Source organism: Ottowia sp., from assembly GCF_016703145.1.
Lineage (GTDB): Bacteria > Pseudomonadota > Gammaproteobacteria > Burkholderiales > Burkholderiaceae_C > Ottowia.
In genome coordinates, this window is sequence record NZ_JADJCO010000005.1 from 1,269,741 (window position 1) to 1,284,933 (window position 15,193).

At 71.8% G+C, this 15,193-nt stretch carries 9 protein-coding genes and 1 pseudogene; 1 reads left to right on the top strand and 9 read right to left on the bottom strand.

Annotated features, from left to right (window positions below; translation table 11 throughout):
- Positions 1–41: 41 nt before the first annotated feature.
- A complete protein-coding gene (locus tag IPG65_RS18990) occupies positions 42–917 on the bottom strand; it encodes a MaoC family dehydratase N-terminal domain-containing protein (RefSeq protein ID WP_293192860.1) in 876 nt (291 codons plus the stop codon).
- Between the two features lie 11 nt (positions 918–928).
- Positions 929–1,864 carry a tripartite tricarboxylate transporter substrate binding protein gene (locus tag IPG65_RS18995; protein WP_293193079.1) on the bottom strand — a complete coding sequence of 312 codons (936 nt, stop codon included), beginning with the start codon at positions 1,862–1,864 and terminating at the stop codon, positions 929–931.
- 257 nt (positions 1,865–2,121) lie between these two features.
- On the opposite strand from IPG65_RS18995, the gene IPG65_RS19000 reads away from it, so the two are divergent.
- Entirely contained in the window at positions 2,122–3,057 is a 936-nt protein-coding gene (locus IPG65_RS19000) for a LysR substrate-binding domain-containing protein (protein ID WP_293192862.1), read from the top strand.
- A 6-nt stretch (positions 3,058–3,063) separates the two neighbouring features.
- Here the strand turns inward: IPG65_RS19000 and IPG65_RS19005 are convergent, their stop codons facing one another.
- The 7 genes and pseudogenes from IPG65_RS19005 to IPG65_RS19035 all read right to left on the bottom strand — a co-directional run bounded on the left by IPG65_RS19005 (position 3,064) and on the right by IPG65_RS19035 (position 15,181).
- Complete coding sequence (locus IPG65_RS19005; protein WP_293192864.1) at positions 3,064–4,521, bottom strand: efflux transporter outer membrane subunit; 1,458 nt, start codon at positions 4,519–4,521, stop codon at positions 3,064–3,066.
- Positions 4,522–4,546: 25 nt separating this feature from the next.
- Positions 4,547–7,786, bottom strand: a complete 3,240-nt coding sequence (locus IPG65_RS19010; protein ID WP_293192865.1) for an efflux RND transporter permease subunit — start codon at positions 7,784–7,786, stop codon at positions 4,547–4,549.
- Positions 7,783–11,048, bottom strand: a pseudogene (locus IPG65_RS19015) (efflux RND transporter permease subunit). Before IPG65_RS19015 ends, IPG65_RS19010 begins: the two are co-directional and overlap by 4 nt.
- Before the next feature lie 18 nt (positions 11,049–11,066).
- On the bottom strand, positions 11,067–12,503 hold the full coding sequence (locus IPG65_RS19020) for an efflux RND transporter periplasmic adaptor subunit (RefSeq protein WP_293192868.1): 1,437 nt from the start codon (positions 12,501–12,503) through the stop codon (positions 11,067–11,069).
- A gap of 307 nt (positions 12,504–12,810) precedes the next feature.
- Positions 12,811–13,167, bottom strand: coding sequence for a Rieske 2Fe-2S domain-containing protein (locus IPG65_RS19025; protein WP_293192871.1), 357 nt, complete (start codon positions 13,165–13,167; stop codon positions 12,811–12,813).
- Positions 13,167–14,018, bottom strand: coding sequence for an SDR family oxidoreductase (locus IPG65_RS19030; protein ID WP_293192873.1), 852 nt, complete (start codon positions 14,016–14,018; stop codon positions 13,167–13,169). Before IPG65_RS19030 ends, IPG65_RS19025 begins: the two co-directional genes overlap by 1 nt.
- A 158-nt stretch (positions 14,019–14,176) precedes the next feature.
- Positions 14,177–15,181 carry a tripartite tricarboxylate transporter substrate binding protein gene (locus IPG65_RS19035; RefSeq protein WP_293192875.1) on the bottom strand — a complete coding sequence of 335 codons (1,005 nt, stop codon included), beginning with the start codon at positions 15,179–15,181 and terminating at the stop codon, positions 14,177–14,179.
- Positions 15,182–15,193: the final 12 nt, after the last annotated feature.

Sequence of the window (15,193 nt, forward strand, 5' to 3'; positions counted from 1 at the left end):
TTATGGAATAAGCGCAGTAAGCTAGATTTTTAATAGCAAACTCAGGCCAGCGTGGCCGTGGCCCGCATGGTCAGCCAGCCCTCGTGGTCCTGCGCCCACAGCGCCACGGTCCGGCCATCGGCGGACGGCTGGCCGTGCACGCTGAACGGGTTCAGGTCGAACGTGGGCCGCACGGCCTTGAACTCGAAAGCGGCCACCCGCGCACCGGGCAGGCTGCGCCGCGACAGGTCGACGAGCAGCGTGGCGATCAGCGGGCCGTGCACGATCAGGCCGGGGTAGCCCTCGACCTCGGTGACGTAGTGGCGGTCGTAGTGGATGCGGTGGCCGTTGAAGGTGAGCGCGGAGTAGCGGAACAGCAGCACGTCGTCCGGCACGATGGTGCGCGACCACGCGGCTTGCGCTGGGGGCTTTTGCGGCGGCGGCGCCGGGTCGCCTGCTTGAGCGGCGGCGCGGTAGACGATGTCGTGCTCCTCGGTCAGCGCCACGCCGTGCTCGTTGGAGAAGCGGTGCTCGACCAGCACGAACAGCAACTCGCCCGAACGGCCGCCCTTGTGCGTGATGGACCGGATGGTGGAGGTGCGCCGCACGTCCTGACCCACCCGCAAAGGATTTTTCACATCCCAGCGCAGCCGCCCGCCAGCCCACATGCGGCGCGGCAGCGGCACGGGCGGCAGGAAGCCACCGCGCCTAGGGTGCCCGTCGGGCCCGATCTCGCTCTGGCGCGCGTGCGGCAAAAAATACAGCCAGTGCCCCAGCGGCGGCAGCGCCGTGCCGGGCACGGGCGCCGGATCATCGCGGTCCAGCGTGGCCGACAGGGCGCGCACGGGCGCGGCGGTGAGGGTGTCGGGCGTGGTTTCGCTCCTGCCCTGCCAGCTTTGCAGGTGCGCCAGGGCGGCGGCGTCGATGGTGGCGGTCATGGTCTGGTTCCTCAGTTGATCGTGGCGCCGGAGGCCTTCACGATGCGCGCCCACTTGGCGATGTCCTGCTTCAGGATGGCGGCGAACTCGGCGCCCATGACGGGCTTGTCGGGCGTGCCGGCCAGCTCCACGCCCTGCGCCTCCAGCTTGTCGCGCATCTCCTTGTCGGCCATGGCCTGGCGCATGCCGTCCCGCAGCCGCTCCATCACGTCCCTGGGCACGCCCGCCGGCGCGAACAGGCCGATCCACAGCGTGCCGCTGTAGCCCGGCACGAATTCGCCCAGGGCGGGCACGTCCGGCAGCACGGGCGAGCGCTGGGCACTGCTCACGGCCAGCGCGCGCAGCCGGTCCGCCTTGATGTGCGACAGCGTGGACGGCAGGCTGCCGAACAGCAACGGCAACTGCCCGCCCAGCACGTCGTTGAGCGCCGGGGCCACGCCCTTGTAAGGCACGTGCCGCAGCTCGACGCCGGCCATCTGGTTGAGCATCTCGCCCAGCAGGTGGTTGAGCGTGCCGTTGCCGGCCGAGGCGTACTGCAGCTCGCCCGGCCTGGATTTGGCCAGCGCCAGCAGCTCGGGCACCGTCCTGGCGGAAAACGAGGGGTGAGCCAGCAGCACGTTGGGCACGGCGCCGACCAGGCTGACGGGCTGGAAGTCGGCCACGGGGTCGAACCCCGGCGCCTTGTAGAGCGCCGGGTTGATGGCCTGGCTGCTGCTGATCGTCATGAGCAGCGTGTAGCCGTCCTTGGGCGCCCTGGCCACGGCCTGGGTGCCGATGTTGCCGCCCGCGCCGGGGCGGTTGTCCACCACGGCACTGCCGCCCAGCTTGTCGGCCAGCTTCTGGCTCACCACGCGGCCCACGATGTCGTTGGTGCCGCCCGCGGCCTGGGGAACGATCATCACGATCGGGCGGCTGGGATAGTTGCCCTGCGCGAAGGCGCCGGGCATGGCCGTCAGGCCAGCGGTCAGCAGTGCACCCGTGCAGAGCGTGCGGCGCGACATGGCCGTGAAAGAAGCAGCGAACACGTGATTTGTCTCCCCGGATGCGTGGAAAAGCCGTGGTGCGCAACGGCTTCGGGCATGGCTCGAAGCAAATGAGGTGGCGCCGTCGGAAACCCGATGATCTCCGTCTTCGACGGTGTGAACAATCTGCGAATCCAGAACCAAGCCTTCGGAAATACCGAAGCCTGGTTCAGAATGCGCCCATGCAATTCGACCTGACCGACCTGCGCCTGTTCGTGCGCGTCGCCGAGGAAGGCGCCCTCACCCGCGCCGCCGCGCGCCAGTTCCTGTCGCTGGCGGCGGCCAGCGCGCGCGTCAAGACGCTGGAGGAGCAGGCCGGCGTGCCCCTGCTCTACCGCGAGGCGCGCGGCGTGCGCCTGACGCCGGCGGGGGTGGCCTTCCTGCACCACGCGCGCGGCGTGCTGCGCCAGACCGCCCAACTGCGCGCCGAGCTGCAGGAATACGGCGGCGGCCTGCACGGGCACCTGCGCGTGCAGGCCAACACCACGGCGGTGATGGACTTCCTGCCCGAGCTGCTGCCGCCCTTCCTGTCGGCGCACCCGTGCGTCAACATCGACCTGCAGGAGAAGCCGAACGCCGAGATCGCGCGCGGCGTGCGCGACGGCCGCGCCGACCTGGGAATCGTGGCCGGCGACGTGGACGCGGCGGGCCTGCGCGCCACGCACTTCTCCACCGACCGGCTGGTGCTGGTGGTGTCGCGCCAGCACCCGCTGGCCGGCCAGCGGACGATCGCCTTCGCCGACACGCTGGAGCACGACTACATCGGCATGCACGCCGGCAGCACGCTGCAGGCTTACCTGAGCCGCATCACCGAGGACATCGGCCGCCCGCTCAAGCTGCGCATCCAGCTGTCCAGCTTCGACGCCATGTGCCGCATGATCGGCGCCGGCGTCGGCATCGGCGTGGTGCCCGAGAGCGCGGCGCGGCGCAACCTGGCGACGATGAAGCTGGCGCGCATCGAGCTGACGGACGAATGGAAGTGGCGCGAGCGGCGCGTGCTGGTGCGCGAGGGCGAGGCGCTGCCGGGCTACGCCGAGGCGCTGATCGTGCTGCTCTGCGAGCACTTCCGCAAACCCGCACGCTCGTCCGCCTCGGGCCGGCCCGGCGGCAGGAAATGAGCCGGATCAGCGCGGCGGCGCCACCCCCGGCGCCGGCGTTTCGAGCCACGGCGCCTGCCAGCCGCCGCCCAGCGCCTGGATCAGCGCCACCGCCGCCTGCTGGCGCTGCAACTGCAGTTGCAGCAGCCCGCGCCGCGCGCTCAAGGCGCCGGCCTGGGCGGTGACGACCTCGGTGTAGGCCGACAGGCCGGCCTGGTAGCGGTTGAGCATCTGCTGCTCGATGCGCTCGGCCGCGTCGGCGCTGGCGCGCGCGTGCCCGGCCTGCTCGGCCAGGGTGGCCAGGGCGCTGAGCTGGTCCTCGACCTCCTTCATCGCCGCCAGCCCGGCCTGGCGGTAGCGCGCCACGGCGGCGTCGCGCGCGGCCAGGGCCTGATCCACCCGGGCGTCGCGCGCGCCGCCATCGAAGACGGTCTGCGCCAGCGCCAGGCCCAGCGACCACAGCAGGCTGGGCGCCGACACCAGGTCGGCCAGGTGGCCGGCGCCCGCGCCGAGGCTGGCGCTCAGGCTGAAGTCTGGGAAGTACGCGCTGCGCGCCACGCCGATGCGCGCGTTGGCGGCGCTGACGGCGCGCTCGGCGCCGGCCACGTCGGGGCGGCGCAGCAGCAGCAGCGACGGCACCTCGGCCGGCACTTGCGGGGCCACGCCGGCCCAGGGCGCCGCGGGCAGCGAGAAGGTGGCCGGCGCCTCGCCCACCAGCAGGGCGATGGTGTGCTCGTAGGCGGCGCGGCTGCGCTGCAGCGCCACGCGCGTGGCCTGGGCGCCGCGCAGCGTGGCCTGGGCCTGGAAGGTGTCGGTGCGCGGCACCACGCCGACGTCGTAGCGGTTCTGCGTGATCTTGGCGGCGCGCTGGTAGCCGGTGATGATCTCGTCCATGAGGGCGATCTCGGCGTCCGTCTCGCGCAGCGCCAGGTAGGCCGCGGCCAGGCTGGCCTGGGCCGACAGGCGGGCGCCGGCCAGGTCGGCCTCGCTGGCCTGGACGCTGGCCGACTGCGCGCTCACCGCGTCCCGGATGCGGCCCCACAGGTCGGGCGCCCAACTGGCGCCCAAGGACAGGCTGGCCGATCCGGTGGCGGCGCGGTCGTCGCCGCCGCTGCGCTGCTGGACCAGTTGCGCGCCCACCTGGGGCCAGCGCTGGGCCTGCTGCTCGCGCAGCAGGGCCTGCGCCTGGGCCACGTTGGCGGCGGCGAGCTTCAGGTCCTGGTTGGACAGCTCGACGCGCGCGGCCAGCGCGTCGAGCACCGGGTCGCCGAAGAGCCGCCACCATTGCCCCGCGTCCCAGGCGCGCGCCTGGCTGGCGCTGGCCCAGCCGGGCGCGGGGGCGGGGGCGGCATGCTTCCACGCGGCGGGCACGGCCAGCGGCTCCATCGGCTGCACGGGGGCCAGCGAACAGGCCGACAGCACGCCCGCCGCCGCGACGGCGATTACAAGCCTTTTTGGCCTCCAGCCCGCGTGGATATTGCTCATAAAGCTATTCATTCAGTAGCATCCTTCAGCTCATGCCGCGCGCCAGCTTCGCTTCTCCGGCCGGACGGCGGCGCAGCCTGTCGAGCAGCACGTAGACCACCGGCGTGGTCAGCAGGGTGAGCAGCTGGCTGGCGATGAGGCCGCCGACGATGGTCACGCCCAGGGGCTGGCGCAGCTCGGCGCCCTGGCCGAAGCCGACGACCAGCGGCAGCGCGCCCAGGCCGGCGGCCAGCGTGGTCATGAGGATGGGACGAAAGCGCAGCAGGCAGGCCTCGCGCACGGCCTGCACCGCCGTCAGCCCGCGCGAGCGCTCGGCGTCGAGCGCGAAGTCGATGATGAGGATGGCGTTCTTCTTGACGATGCCGATGAGCAGGAACACGCCGATCAGCGCCATGATGGAAAAGTCCATGCGCATCGCCATCAGCGCGACCACCGCGCCGAAGCCGGCCGAGGGCAAGGTGGTGAGCACGGTCACGGGGTGGATCAGGCTCTCGTACAGGATGCCCAGCACGATGTAGATGACGACGATGGCGGCCAGCACCAGCAGCCACTGCTGCGCCTGCTGCTGCTGCGCCGCCGCGGCCGCGCCGGAGAACACGCCGCGCACGTTGTTGGGCAGGCCGATGGTGGCCTCGGCCTCGCGCACGGCGCGGCGCCCCTCCTCGATCGACACGCCGTCGGCCAGGTCGAACGACAGGGTCGACGACAGCTCGCCGCCGTCGTGCATGACGGCCGAGGGCACGGCACGCTCGCGCACGGTGGCGAAGGCCGACAGCGGCACCATGCGGCTGGCGCTGCCCGACAGCGGCTGGCCGGTGGAGGCGCTGCGCAGCGCGGGATTGGCCGACGTGGCCGCGGCGGCCGGCGCGTCGGATGCCGCCGCGCCCGGCGCGGTGGCGGCGGCGCCCGCCCGGCCGGCCGGCACGTACAGGTCGCGCAGCACCAGGGGCGACTGGGCGTATTCGGGCGCCCACTCCATCACCACCGAATACTGGTTGAGGTCGGCGTACATGGTGGCCACGCCACGCTGGCCGAAGGCGTTGTAGAGCGCGCCGTTCAGCGCGCTGGTGCTGACGCCGAGCTGGGCGGCGCGGTCGCGGTCCACGACGATGGCGGTTTCCACGGCGTTGTCGCTCTGGTCGTCGTCCACGTCGGTCAGGCGCGGATCCTGCTTGAGCGCGTCGGACAGGCGCTTGCCCCAGGTCTTCAGGTCGGCCTGGTTGTCGGCCTTGAGCGTGAACTGGTAGGTCGAGTTGCTGCCGCGCCCGCCCATGCGCAGCTCCTGCGCCGGGCCGAGGAACACGCGCAGGCCGGTCATCTCGCCCAGCGGCGCGCGCAGCCGGTTGATGACCTCGCGCGTGCTCTCGCGGCGCTCGCCGGCAGGCTTGAGCACGGCCGACAAAAAACCCCCGCCCCCACCGCCGCCCGCGAAGCCCACCACCGTGGCGACGGCCGGGTCGGCCCGGATGATGTTCACCGCCTGCTGCAGCTTGTCGGCCATGGCGGTGGAGGAGATGCTCTGGTCCGCCCGCAGGCCGCCCACCAGCTGGCCGTTGTCCTGCTCCGGGAAGAAGCCCTTGGCGATGGCGCCGAACAGGTAGACGTTGAGCGCCACCACCACGGCCAGCACCGCCAGCACCGTCCACGGCGAGGCCAGCGACCCGTCGAGCGCGTGGCCGTAGCCGCGCTGCAGGCCGGCCTGGGCGCGCTCCAGGGCACGGGCGACGGCGCCGCGCCCGCGCTGCGCCAGGCCGCGCCGCTCCTGGCCGGGGCGATGCGCCTTCAGCAGCACGGCGCACATCATCGGCGTGGTGGTGAGCGAGATGACGAGCGAGATCATCACGGCGATGGACAGCGTCATCGCGAACTCGCGGAACATGCGCCCCACCTGCCCGCCCAGGAACAGGAGCGGAATGAACACCGCCACCAGCGACAGGCTGATGGTCAGCACCGTGAAGCCCACCTCGCGCGCGCCGCGCAGCGCCGCCTGCCGGCGCGGCTCGCCGCGCTCCAGGTGGCGCGTGGTGTTCTCCAGCACCACGATGGCGTCGTCCACCACGAAGCCGGTGGCCACCGTCAGCGCCATCAGCGTCAGGTTGTTGAGCGAATAGCCCAGCAGGTACATCACCGCGAAGGTGCCCAGCAGCGACACCACCGTGGCCACGGCCGGGATCAGGGCCGCGCGCAGGTTGCGCAGGAACAGCCCCACCACCAGCACCACCAGCAGCACCGCGATGGCCAGCGTCAGTTCCACCTCGCGCACGGAGGCGCGGATGCTGCCGGTGCGGTCGATCGCCACGTCCAGCGCGATGTCCCGCGGCAATTGGGCGCGCAGGCTGGGCAGCAGCGCGTCGATGGCGTCGGCGGTCTCGATCAGGTTGGCGCCGGGCTGCTGCGTGACGTTGACGATGATGGCCGGCTGTCCGTTGAACATGCCGCGCCGGCGCGTGTCCTCCACGCCGTCGGTGACGCGCGCCACGTCGGACAGGCGCACCTGCGCGCCGCCGCGCGAGGCGACGACCAGGCCCTGGTAGTCCGCGGCGCGCAGACCGGGCGCGGGCGTCAGCACCTGCAGCGCGCGGCCGTCCGTGCTGCCGCCGACCTCGACCGTGCCCTTGGGCCGGTTGGCGTTGTTGGCCTGGATGGCGGCGCGCACGTCCTCGCTGGACACGCCCAACTCGTGCAGCGCGAAGGGGTTCAGCTCCACCCGCACGGCGGGCAGCGAGCCACCGCCCAGCTCCACGTCGCCCACGCCCGGCACCTGCAGCAGGCGCTGGCTGACGACGTTGCTCATCGCGTCGTAGATCTGGCCCGGCGTGCGCGTGGCCGAAGTCAGCGCCAGCGTCAGGAAGGGCTGCGCGGCCGGGTTGCGCTTGCGGTAGGTGGGGTTGCTGCGCAGCGTGGCGGGCAGGTCGGCCCGCGCGGCGTTGATGGCCGCCTGCACCTCGCGCGCGGCGCTGTCGATGTCGCGCTCCAGGTCGAACTGCAGCGTGACGCGGGTGGAGCCGGTGCTGCTGAACGAGGTCATCTCGTTGACCCCGGCGATGCTGCCCAGGGTGCGCTCCAGCGGCGTGGCGACCGAGCGCGCCATGTCCGCCGGGCTGGCGCCGGCCAGGCTGGCGCTGACGGTGATGACCGGGAAGTCCACCGCCGGCAGGCGCGCCACCGGCAGCAGGAAGAACGACACGACGCCCGCCAGCGCCAGGCCCAGGGTGAGCAGCGCGGTGGCGATCGGCCGCTCGATGAAGGGGCGCGACAGGTTCACCGCGCGCCCTCCTCCGCCGCCTGGCTGGCGCCCCTGCCCGAAAACCCGCGGCCCAGGCGGTCGAAGGCCAGGTACACCACCGGCGTGGTGAACAGCGTCAGCAACTGGCTCAGCACCAGCCCGCCGAAGATGGCGATGCCCAGCGGGCGGCGCAGCTCGGCCCCGTCGCCGAAGCTGAGCATCAGCGGCAGCGCCGCCGCCAGCGCCGCCAGCGTGGTCATCAGGATCGGGCGGAAGCGCAGCAGCGCGGCTTGGTGGATGGCCTCGCGCGGCGCCATGCCCTGCGTCCGCTCGGCGTCCAGCGCGAAGTCGATCATCATGATCGCGTTCTTCTTCACGATGCCGATCAGCAGGATCAGGCCGATGATGCCCACGATGTCCAGCGCGTGCCCGGTGGCCCACAGCGCCAGCAGCGCGCCCACGCCGGCCGAGGGCAGCGTGGACAGGATGGTGAGCGGGTGCACGTAGCTCTCGTACAGCACGCCCAGCACGATGTACACGCACACCACGGCCGCCAGGATCAGCCAGAGCTGGTTGCCCAGCGAGCCGAGGTAGGCCCCGGCGGTGCCGGTCATGCGCAGCGTGACGGATGGCGGCAGCCCCTCGGCCGCCGCGGCCGCGCGGATGGCATCGACGGCCGCGCCCAGCGACACGCCCGGCGCCACGTCGAAGCCCACGGTGGCGACCGGGTACTGCGCCACGCGCGTGACCTGCAGCGGCGCCGGCTGCTCGGCGATGCGGGCGATGGACGACAACGGCACCGCGCCGCCGCCGCTGGTGCGCAGCGGCAGGTTCATCAGCGCGTGCAGCGACGCCGCCTCGTCGCGCCCGGCCTCCAGGATCACGCGGTACTGGTTGGTCTCGGTGAAGATGGTGGAGACGATGCGCTGGCCGAAGGCGTTGTACAGCGCGTCGTCGATGCCGCTGGCCGCCAGACCCAGGCGCGCGGCGCTGTCTCGGTCCACCTGCACGAAGGCCGAGCGCCCCTGGGCGCCGGCGTCGGTGGTGGCGGTGCGCAGCTCGGGCAGCGCGCGCAGGCGCTCGGCCAGGCGCCGCGCCCACTGGTTGACCAGGGCGGTGTCCACGCCTTCGAGGGCGAAGCGGTATTCGGTGGGGCCACTCTCGCTGTCCACCGTCAGGTCCTGCGTCGGCTGCGCCTGCACCGTGATGCCGGGCGCGGCGGCTTCGGCGCGCTCGCGCAGCCGCTGCATCACCGCGGCCTGGCCGTCGTCCAGCACGCCGAGCGGGCGCAGGTTGACCACCAGCCGCCCGCTGCTGAGCATGGTGTTGTTGGCCGCGTCCACGCCGACGACCGAGCTGAGCGAGCGCACCGCCTCGTCGGCCAGCACCGCGCCCGCCGCCGCCTGCTGCAGCGCCGCCATGCGGTCGTAGGACACGTCGGCGGGGGCCTGCACGCGCAGCTGCAGCTGGCCGGTGCTCTGCGTCGGGAACAGGCCCTTGGGGCTGGCCCAGTACATCAGCGCCGTCAGCACCAGCGTGCCCACGGCCACCAGCAGCGTGAGCCCGGCGTGCGCCAGCACCCAGGTCAGGCTCCGGTCGTAGCGCGCGACGACGCGGTCCATGCCGCGCTGCACCCAGGCGCCGATACCGCGCTGCGTGGCATGGCCCAAAGCCCCGCCGCCGCCCGGCCGCCCGAAGGCGGCGGGAGCCCCCTCGGGGGGCAGCGCACCAGGCGCAGCCGGGGAGCGTGGAGGCACGTTCCCCAGCCAGCGGGCGGACATCATCGGCACCAGGGTCAGCGACACCACGGCCGAGATCAGGATGGTGATGGCCAGCGTGACGGCGAACTCGCGGAACAGCCGCCCGATCACCTCCTGCATGAACAGCAGCGGGATCAGCACCGCGATCAGCGACACGGTGAGCGAGATGATGGTGAAGCCGATCTGCGCCGCGCCCTTCATGGCGGCCTGCAACGGCGGCTCGCCCTCTCGATGTAGCGCGAGATGTTCTCGATCATGACGATGGCGTCGTCCACCACGAAGCCGGTGGCGATGGTCAGCGCCATCAGGCTCAGGTTGTTGAGCGAATAGCCCAGCAGGTACATCACGCCGGCCGAGCCGATCAGCGAGATCGGCACCGCGATGCTGGCGATGACCGTGGCGCGCAGGCTGTGCAGGAACAGGAAGATCACCAGCACCACCATGGCCACGGCCAGCAGCAGCTCCATCTGCACGTGGCGCACCGAGGCGCGGATGCCCTGCGTGCGGTCGGCCAGCACCTGCACGCGCACGCTCTCGGGCAGGCCGGCCTGCAGCTCGGGCAACTGGCGCGCGATCGCGTCGGCGGTGGCGATCACGTTGGCGCCGGGCTGGCGCTGCACGTTCAGGATGATGGCCGGAGCCAAGGGCGCGGTTTCAGGTGAAACACCCGTCTTGCCCGCATCCGAACTGCGTGGATCGCTATTATTTTTGATGCCTGCCCAGGCGCCCAGGCGGCTGTTCTCCGAGCCGTCGATGACGCGCGCCACGTCCTTCAGCCGCACCGGCGCGCCGCCGCGCCAGGCCACCACCAGCTCGCGGTAGTCGCTGGCCGTGAGCAACTGGTCGTTGCTGTTGATGGCGTAGGCGCGCAGCGGGCCGTCGAAGCTGCCCTTGGCGCCGCTGGCGTTGGCGCCGGCGATGGCCGTGCGCACGCTGTCCAGCCCCAGGCCCATGGCGGCCAGCGCGTCCAGGTTGCCCTGCACGCGCACGGCCGGGCGCTGCCCGCCGGCCAGGGTCACCAGGCCGACGCCGCTGATCTGGCTGATCTTCCGCGCCAGCCGCGTGTTGACCAGGTTCTGCACCTCGGTCAGCGGCAGGCTGTCGGAGGTGATGGCCAGGGTCAGGATGGGCGCGTCGGCCGGGTTGACCTTGGCGTATACCGGCGGCGCCGGCAAGTCGGCCGGCAGCAGCGAGCCGCCGGCGTTGATGGCCGCCTGCACCTGCTGCTCGGCCGAGTCCATCGACTCGCTCAGCGCGAACTGCAGCGTGACGATGGACACGCCCGCCGCGCTGGTGCTGCTCATGCGCGAGAGGCCCGCCATCTGGCCGAACTGGCGCTCCAGCGGCGCGGTGACGGTGCGGCTCATCACGTCGGGGCTGGCGCCGGGGTACAGCGTCTGCACCTGGATGGTCGGGTAGTCCACCTGCGGCAGCGCCGCCAGCGGCAGGAAGCGCAGCCCCACCAGGCCCGCCAGCACGATGGCGAGCATCAGCAGGCCGGTGGCCACCGGGCGCTGGATGAACAGGCGCGAGACGTTCATGCGCGGCCCTGGGCGCCGTCAGTCGGCAGCGCGGCGGACGCCGGATGCTGCGTTTTCAGGAGCTGCTGGAGTAGTATCGGTGCGGGTTGATGGCGTATTTCGTTCAAAACCGGCCGAGGCCGCGGCGCGCGGGCCGCTGGCGCCGCCGCGCGGCCCGCGCGCCCGGCCGGCGCCCGAGCCCCGCTCGCCCGGCGGCCGCGCGCCGGCCGGCGCTTCGCCCGCCAGCCGCACGGGCCCGCCGTCGCGCACGCGGTCGCCGCCCTCGGTCACCACGGTCTCGCCGGCCTGCAGGCCGGTGGCGATCAGCACCTCGTCCACCGTGGCGCCGCCGCGCGTGACGGCCCGCATGCGCGCCACGCGGTCGGCGTCCACCACGTACACGTAGTCGCCCCGGGGGCCGGTGCGCACGGCTGTCACCGGCACCAGCACGCCGGGCGTGGCGCCCAGCCGCAGGCGCACGTTGACGAACTGGTTGGGAAACAGCTCGCCGCCGGCGTTGGCGAAGCGCGCCTTGGCCTGCAGCGTGCCGGTGGTGGTGTCGATCACGTTGTCCAGCGTGGAGAACTGCCCGCGCGCCAGCACCTGGCCGCGCCCGCGGTCCAGCGCGGACACCGGCAGCGCCCCATCTTGCGACGGCCCGCCAGCAGCGCGCTGAGCCGCCAGCACCTCGGGCACGCGGTCCTGCGGCACGGCGAACTTCACGTCGATGGGCGCCATCTGGGTGATGGTGGCGATGCCGGTGGCGGCGCCGGCCGAGACCATGTTGCCGGGGTCCACCGCGCGCAGGCCGATGCGCCCGGCGATGGGCGCGGTGATGCGCGAGAAGCCCAGGTTGATGCGCGCCGTCTCCTCGGCGGCGCGGTTGCTCTGCAGCGTGCCTTCGAGCTGCTTGACCAGCGCGGCCTGCGTGTCCACGTCCTGGCGGGCGATGGAGTCCTGACGCCACAGCGTCTCGTAGCGCCCCAGCGTGACGCGGGCGGCCGTCAGTTGCGCCTGGTTCTGCGCGCGCGCGCCCTGGGCCTGCGCCAGCGCTTGCTCGAACGGGCGCGGGTCGATGCGCGCCAGCAACTGGCCCTTCCGCACCGTCTGCCCCTCGGTGAACAGCACCTCGGTCAGCACGCCCGACACCTGCGGGCGCAGCAGCACCGACGCCACCGGCGTCACCGTGCCCAGCGCCTCGATGACCGTGGGCAGCTCGCCCTGGCGCGCCACCGCCGCGCCCACCGTGGCGGCGCCCATCCCGGCCGCGCCCCCCGCGCCAGGCGGCCCGCCGCCGCCGCGGCCCATCGGCGCCGAGCCACCCGCGGGCGCCTTGGCGCGCTGCACCAGCCACCAGGCGCCGCCGGCCAGGGCCAGCACCAGCAGCAGGGCCAGCACGCGCCCGAGCCAGCGGCGCCGGGACGGCGCCGTCGAGGGTGCGGGAGGCAGCGGCGGGACGGCGTGGGGATCGGACATGATCGGCGACGATGGGCGGTGCGCAGCTGGGCGCGGGGTATGTTCTTTTGCTTACATCACATCGTAGCCGCCAGTCGCAACTCGCCGATGAGCGGCGCTTGAAGAAATGTAAAGCTGGCGCGGCTGCATGGACCGGCCGTAGGGGGCGATGCCTTATTCTTCGGCGGGTTGCCGCCGACCTCTGGCGGCCGTGCGTCCGAGGCACGCAAGAACGATACAGGGTGCCGATCAGCCAGGCTCGCCTGCCCGGATCGCGTCCCACGCCGACCTCCGATATGCCCCAAGAAATGCCGCATCATTTGGCCGTTCAAGAAGTTTTCTTTCCAGCAGAAACTGAAGAGTCGTTTGGCGAGCGCTCGTCCGGCGCCAACATCACGATGCCGTCCACGACGTTCACGGCGTACTTCTTGACCTCAAGCGTCGGCGCGCTCGGCTGGCAGACGACATCCAGGTCGAACTTCAGTCCGTGCGCCGGGCAGGTGACGCGCGTGCCTTGCAGCTTGCCGTTGCTCAGCGAGGCGCCCGCGTGCGGGCAGCTGTCGTCGATGGCGTACACCGCGTCCCCGATCCTGAACACGGCCAGGTCCAGCCCGACTTTGCAGACCCGTCGCCCGCGGCCCTCGGGCAGAGCGCTCAGTTCGATCAGCGGGATCGGCGTGCTCATCAGATCACCATTCCACCGTTCGGGCTGATGACCTGGCCGACCAGGTAGTGCTCGTCCGAGGCCAAATAGATCGCGAGCGAAGCGTATTCCTGCGGCGTGCCGAGGCGGCCCAGCGGCATCATCTGGAACAGGCTGTTCTTCTGCTGCTCGGTGGCCGTGGCGAGGTAGGCCTCGAAGGGCGGTGTCATCACGCCGCCACAGGCGATGGCGTTGACGTAGACGTTGGCCCCCGCCACATCGTAGGCGGCGGTCTTGGTCAGGCTGATCACGCCGGCCTTGGTGGCCGAGTAGCCCGGACTGTGCATGCTGCCTGTGCTCAGGCCCGCGATCGAGGCAATGTTGATGATCTTGCCCGAGCGCTGTGGCTCCATCAGCCGCAGCGCCGCACGGGTGCAATAGAACACGCCGTGCATGTTGACACCCCACCACTTGAGCCAATCGTCATCCGACAACGACGAGACAATGCCCAGTGATTGGCGTGGTATCGACGTAGTGGCATAAGCGTAGTGCTTGTTTCGCCGCTCGGTCTCTGCCGGTGAGCTCGGCAGGCGCGCCGCGTTATTGACAAGAATGTCCACTGTGCCGAAGCGCTGAACGGCCTGCGCGAACATCGCGTCGACCGCGGCGCTGTCGGACACGTCGCAGCACACGGCCAAGTGCTCGGCGCCCATTTCTGCGAGCTGGGCCGCGACGGTCTTCAACGCTTCGGGGTTGATGTCGCAGATCACGAGGCGCGCGCCCTCATGCGCCATCGCCGTGGCGATCACGCCGCCCAGGCCCGGCCCGGCGCCGGTGATCAGGGCAACCTTGCCGTTCAGTCGGCCGGTACGGGAGTTGGTTGCGGTGTTCATCAAGAGTCTTCTCCATGCCCGTCGGTCGTGACGGGCGTCATCCAGCGATCGGTGTGCATGCGCGCTGCGACCGCCACCGATCGCGGCAGCGTCTCAGCGGCCACTGCAGCGCCAGGTCGGTGCACACGACCGCGCGCTGGCGCCGCAGCGTTCTTGCCTCAGCTTCCGAGGTCCTGCGGCTTGACGCCGAGGGCGCGCAGCGTGGCGCCTTGCTTGTCGTAGGCCTTCCGCAGGGCCTCGCTCAGTTCCTCCGGCGTCGCGCCGCCGCCCTGGTCGAAACCGAACTCCAGCAGCTTCGCCTTCGCGGCCGGCTGCGCCATCACCTTCAGCGCCGTGTCGCGAACCTTGGCCTGCACGTCGGCCGGCACGTCGGGCCTGATCCACAGGATCATCATCGCCACGTCGTCGATCATCGGGTAGCCCTGCTCGGCGAAGGTCGGCACGTTGGGCAGGGCCGGGTTGCGCTTCGGGCCGCTGACCGCGAAGGCCTTCAGTCTGCCGCCCTTGAGCATCGGCAGCGCGGTCGCCGGGCCGTCGAACATCAGCGCGACATGGCCGCCCATCACGTCCTGCAGCGCCGGCGGCGAGCCTTTGTAGGGCACGTGCGTCATGTCGATGCCGGCAGCCTTGTTCAGCCCCAGCCCCATCGTGTGCGAGATCGTGCCCGCGCTGTACGACGCGTAGCTGACCTTGCCTGGGTTAGCCTTGACGTACGAGATCACCTCGGCGACGTTCTTCGCCGGCAGCGAAGCGTTGCCGACGAAGACGAGCCCACACTGGCCCAGATCGACCAGCGGCTTCAGGTCCTTGAACGGGTCGTAGCGCACCTTGATCACGTGCGGGATCTCGGTAACCGCCGCATTGACCGCGAGGTACAACGTGTGGCCGTCGGCCGGCGACTGCATCAAGTCGTTGACGCCGATCGTGCCGGCGCCGCCGGGCTTGGCGTCGACGATCACCGGCTGGCCCCATGCCTTCTGCATGCCGTCGGCCAGCATGCGCGCCAGGACGTCGGAGGTGCCGCCGGCGGGCGCGCCGATGACGATGCGCACGGGTTTGGTGGGCCAGGCCTGCGCCATCGCGGCCGGCATGGCAGCCAGCAGCGAGGCGCCGGCGATGGCGCCGAGCAGGGCACGGCGCAAAGGGATCTTCGGGTTTTTCATCAAGATGTCTCC

Coding starts and splice junctions, on each gene's coding strand:
- IPG65_RS18990 (WP_293192860.1), bottom strand. CDS start 917: ATGACCGCCACCATCGACGCCGCCGCCCTGGCGCACCTGCAAAGCTGG.
- IPG65_RS18995 (WP_293193079.1), bottom strand. CDS start 1,864: ATGCCCGGCGCCTTCGCGCAGGGCAACTATCCCAGCCGCCCGATCGTG.
- IPG65_RS19000 (WP_293192862.1), top strand. CDS start 2,122: ATGCAATTCGACCTGACCGACCTGCGCCTGTTCGTGCGCGTCGCCGAG.
- IPG65_RS19005 (WP_293192864.1), bottom strand. CDS start 4,521: ATGAGCAATATCCACGCGGGCTGGAGGCCAAAAAGGCTTGTAATCGCC.
- IPG65_RS19020 (WP_293192868.1), bottom strand. CDS start 12,503: ATGTCCGATCCCCACGCCGTCCCGCCGCTGCCTCCCGCACCCTCGACG.
- IPG65_RS19025 (WP_293192871.1), bottom strand. CDS start 13,167: ATGAGCACGCCGATCCCGCTGATCGAACTGAGCGCTCTGCCCGAGGGC.
- IPG65_RS19030 (WP_293192873.1), bottom strand. CDS start 14,018: ATGAACACCGCAACCAACTCCCGTACCGGCCGACTGAACGGCAAGGTT.
- IPG65_RS19035 (WP_293192875.1), bottom strand. CDS start 15,181: ATGAAAAACCCGAAGATCCCTTTGCGCCGTGCCCTGCTCGGCGCCATC.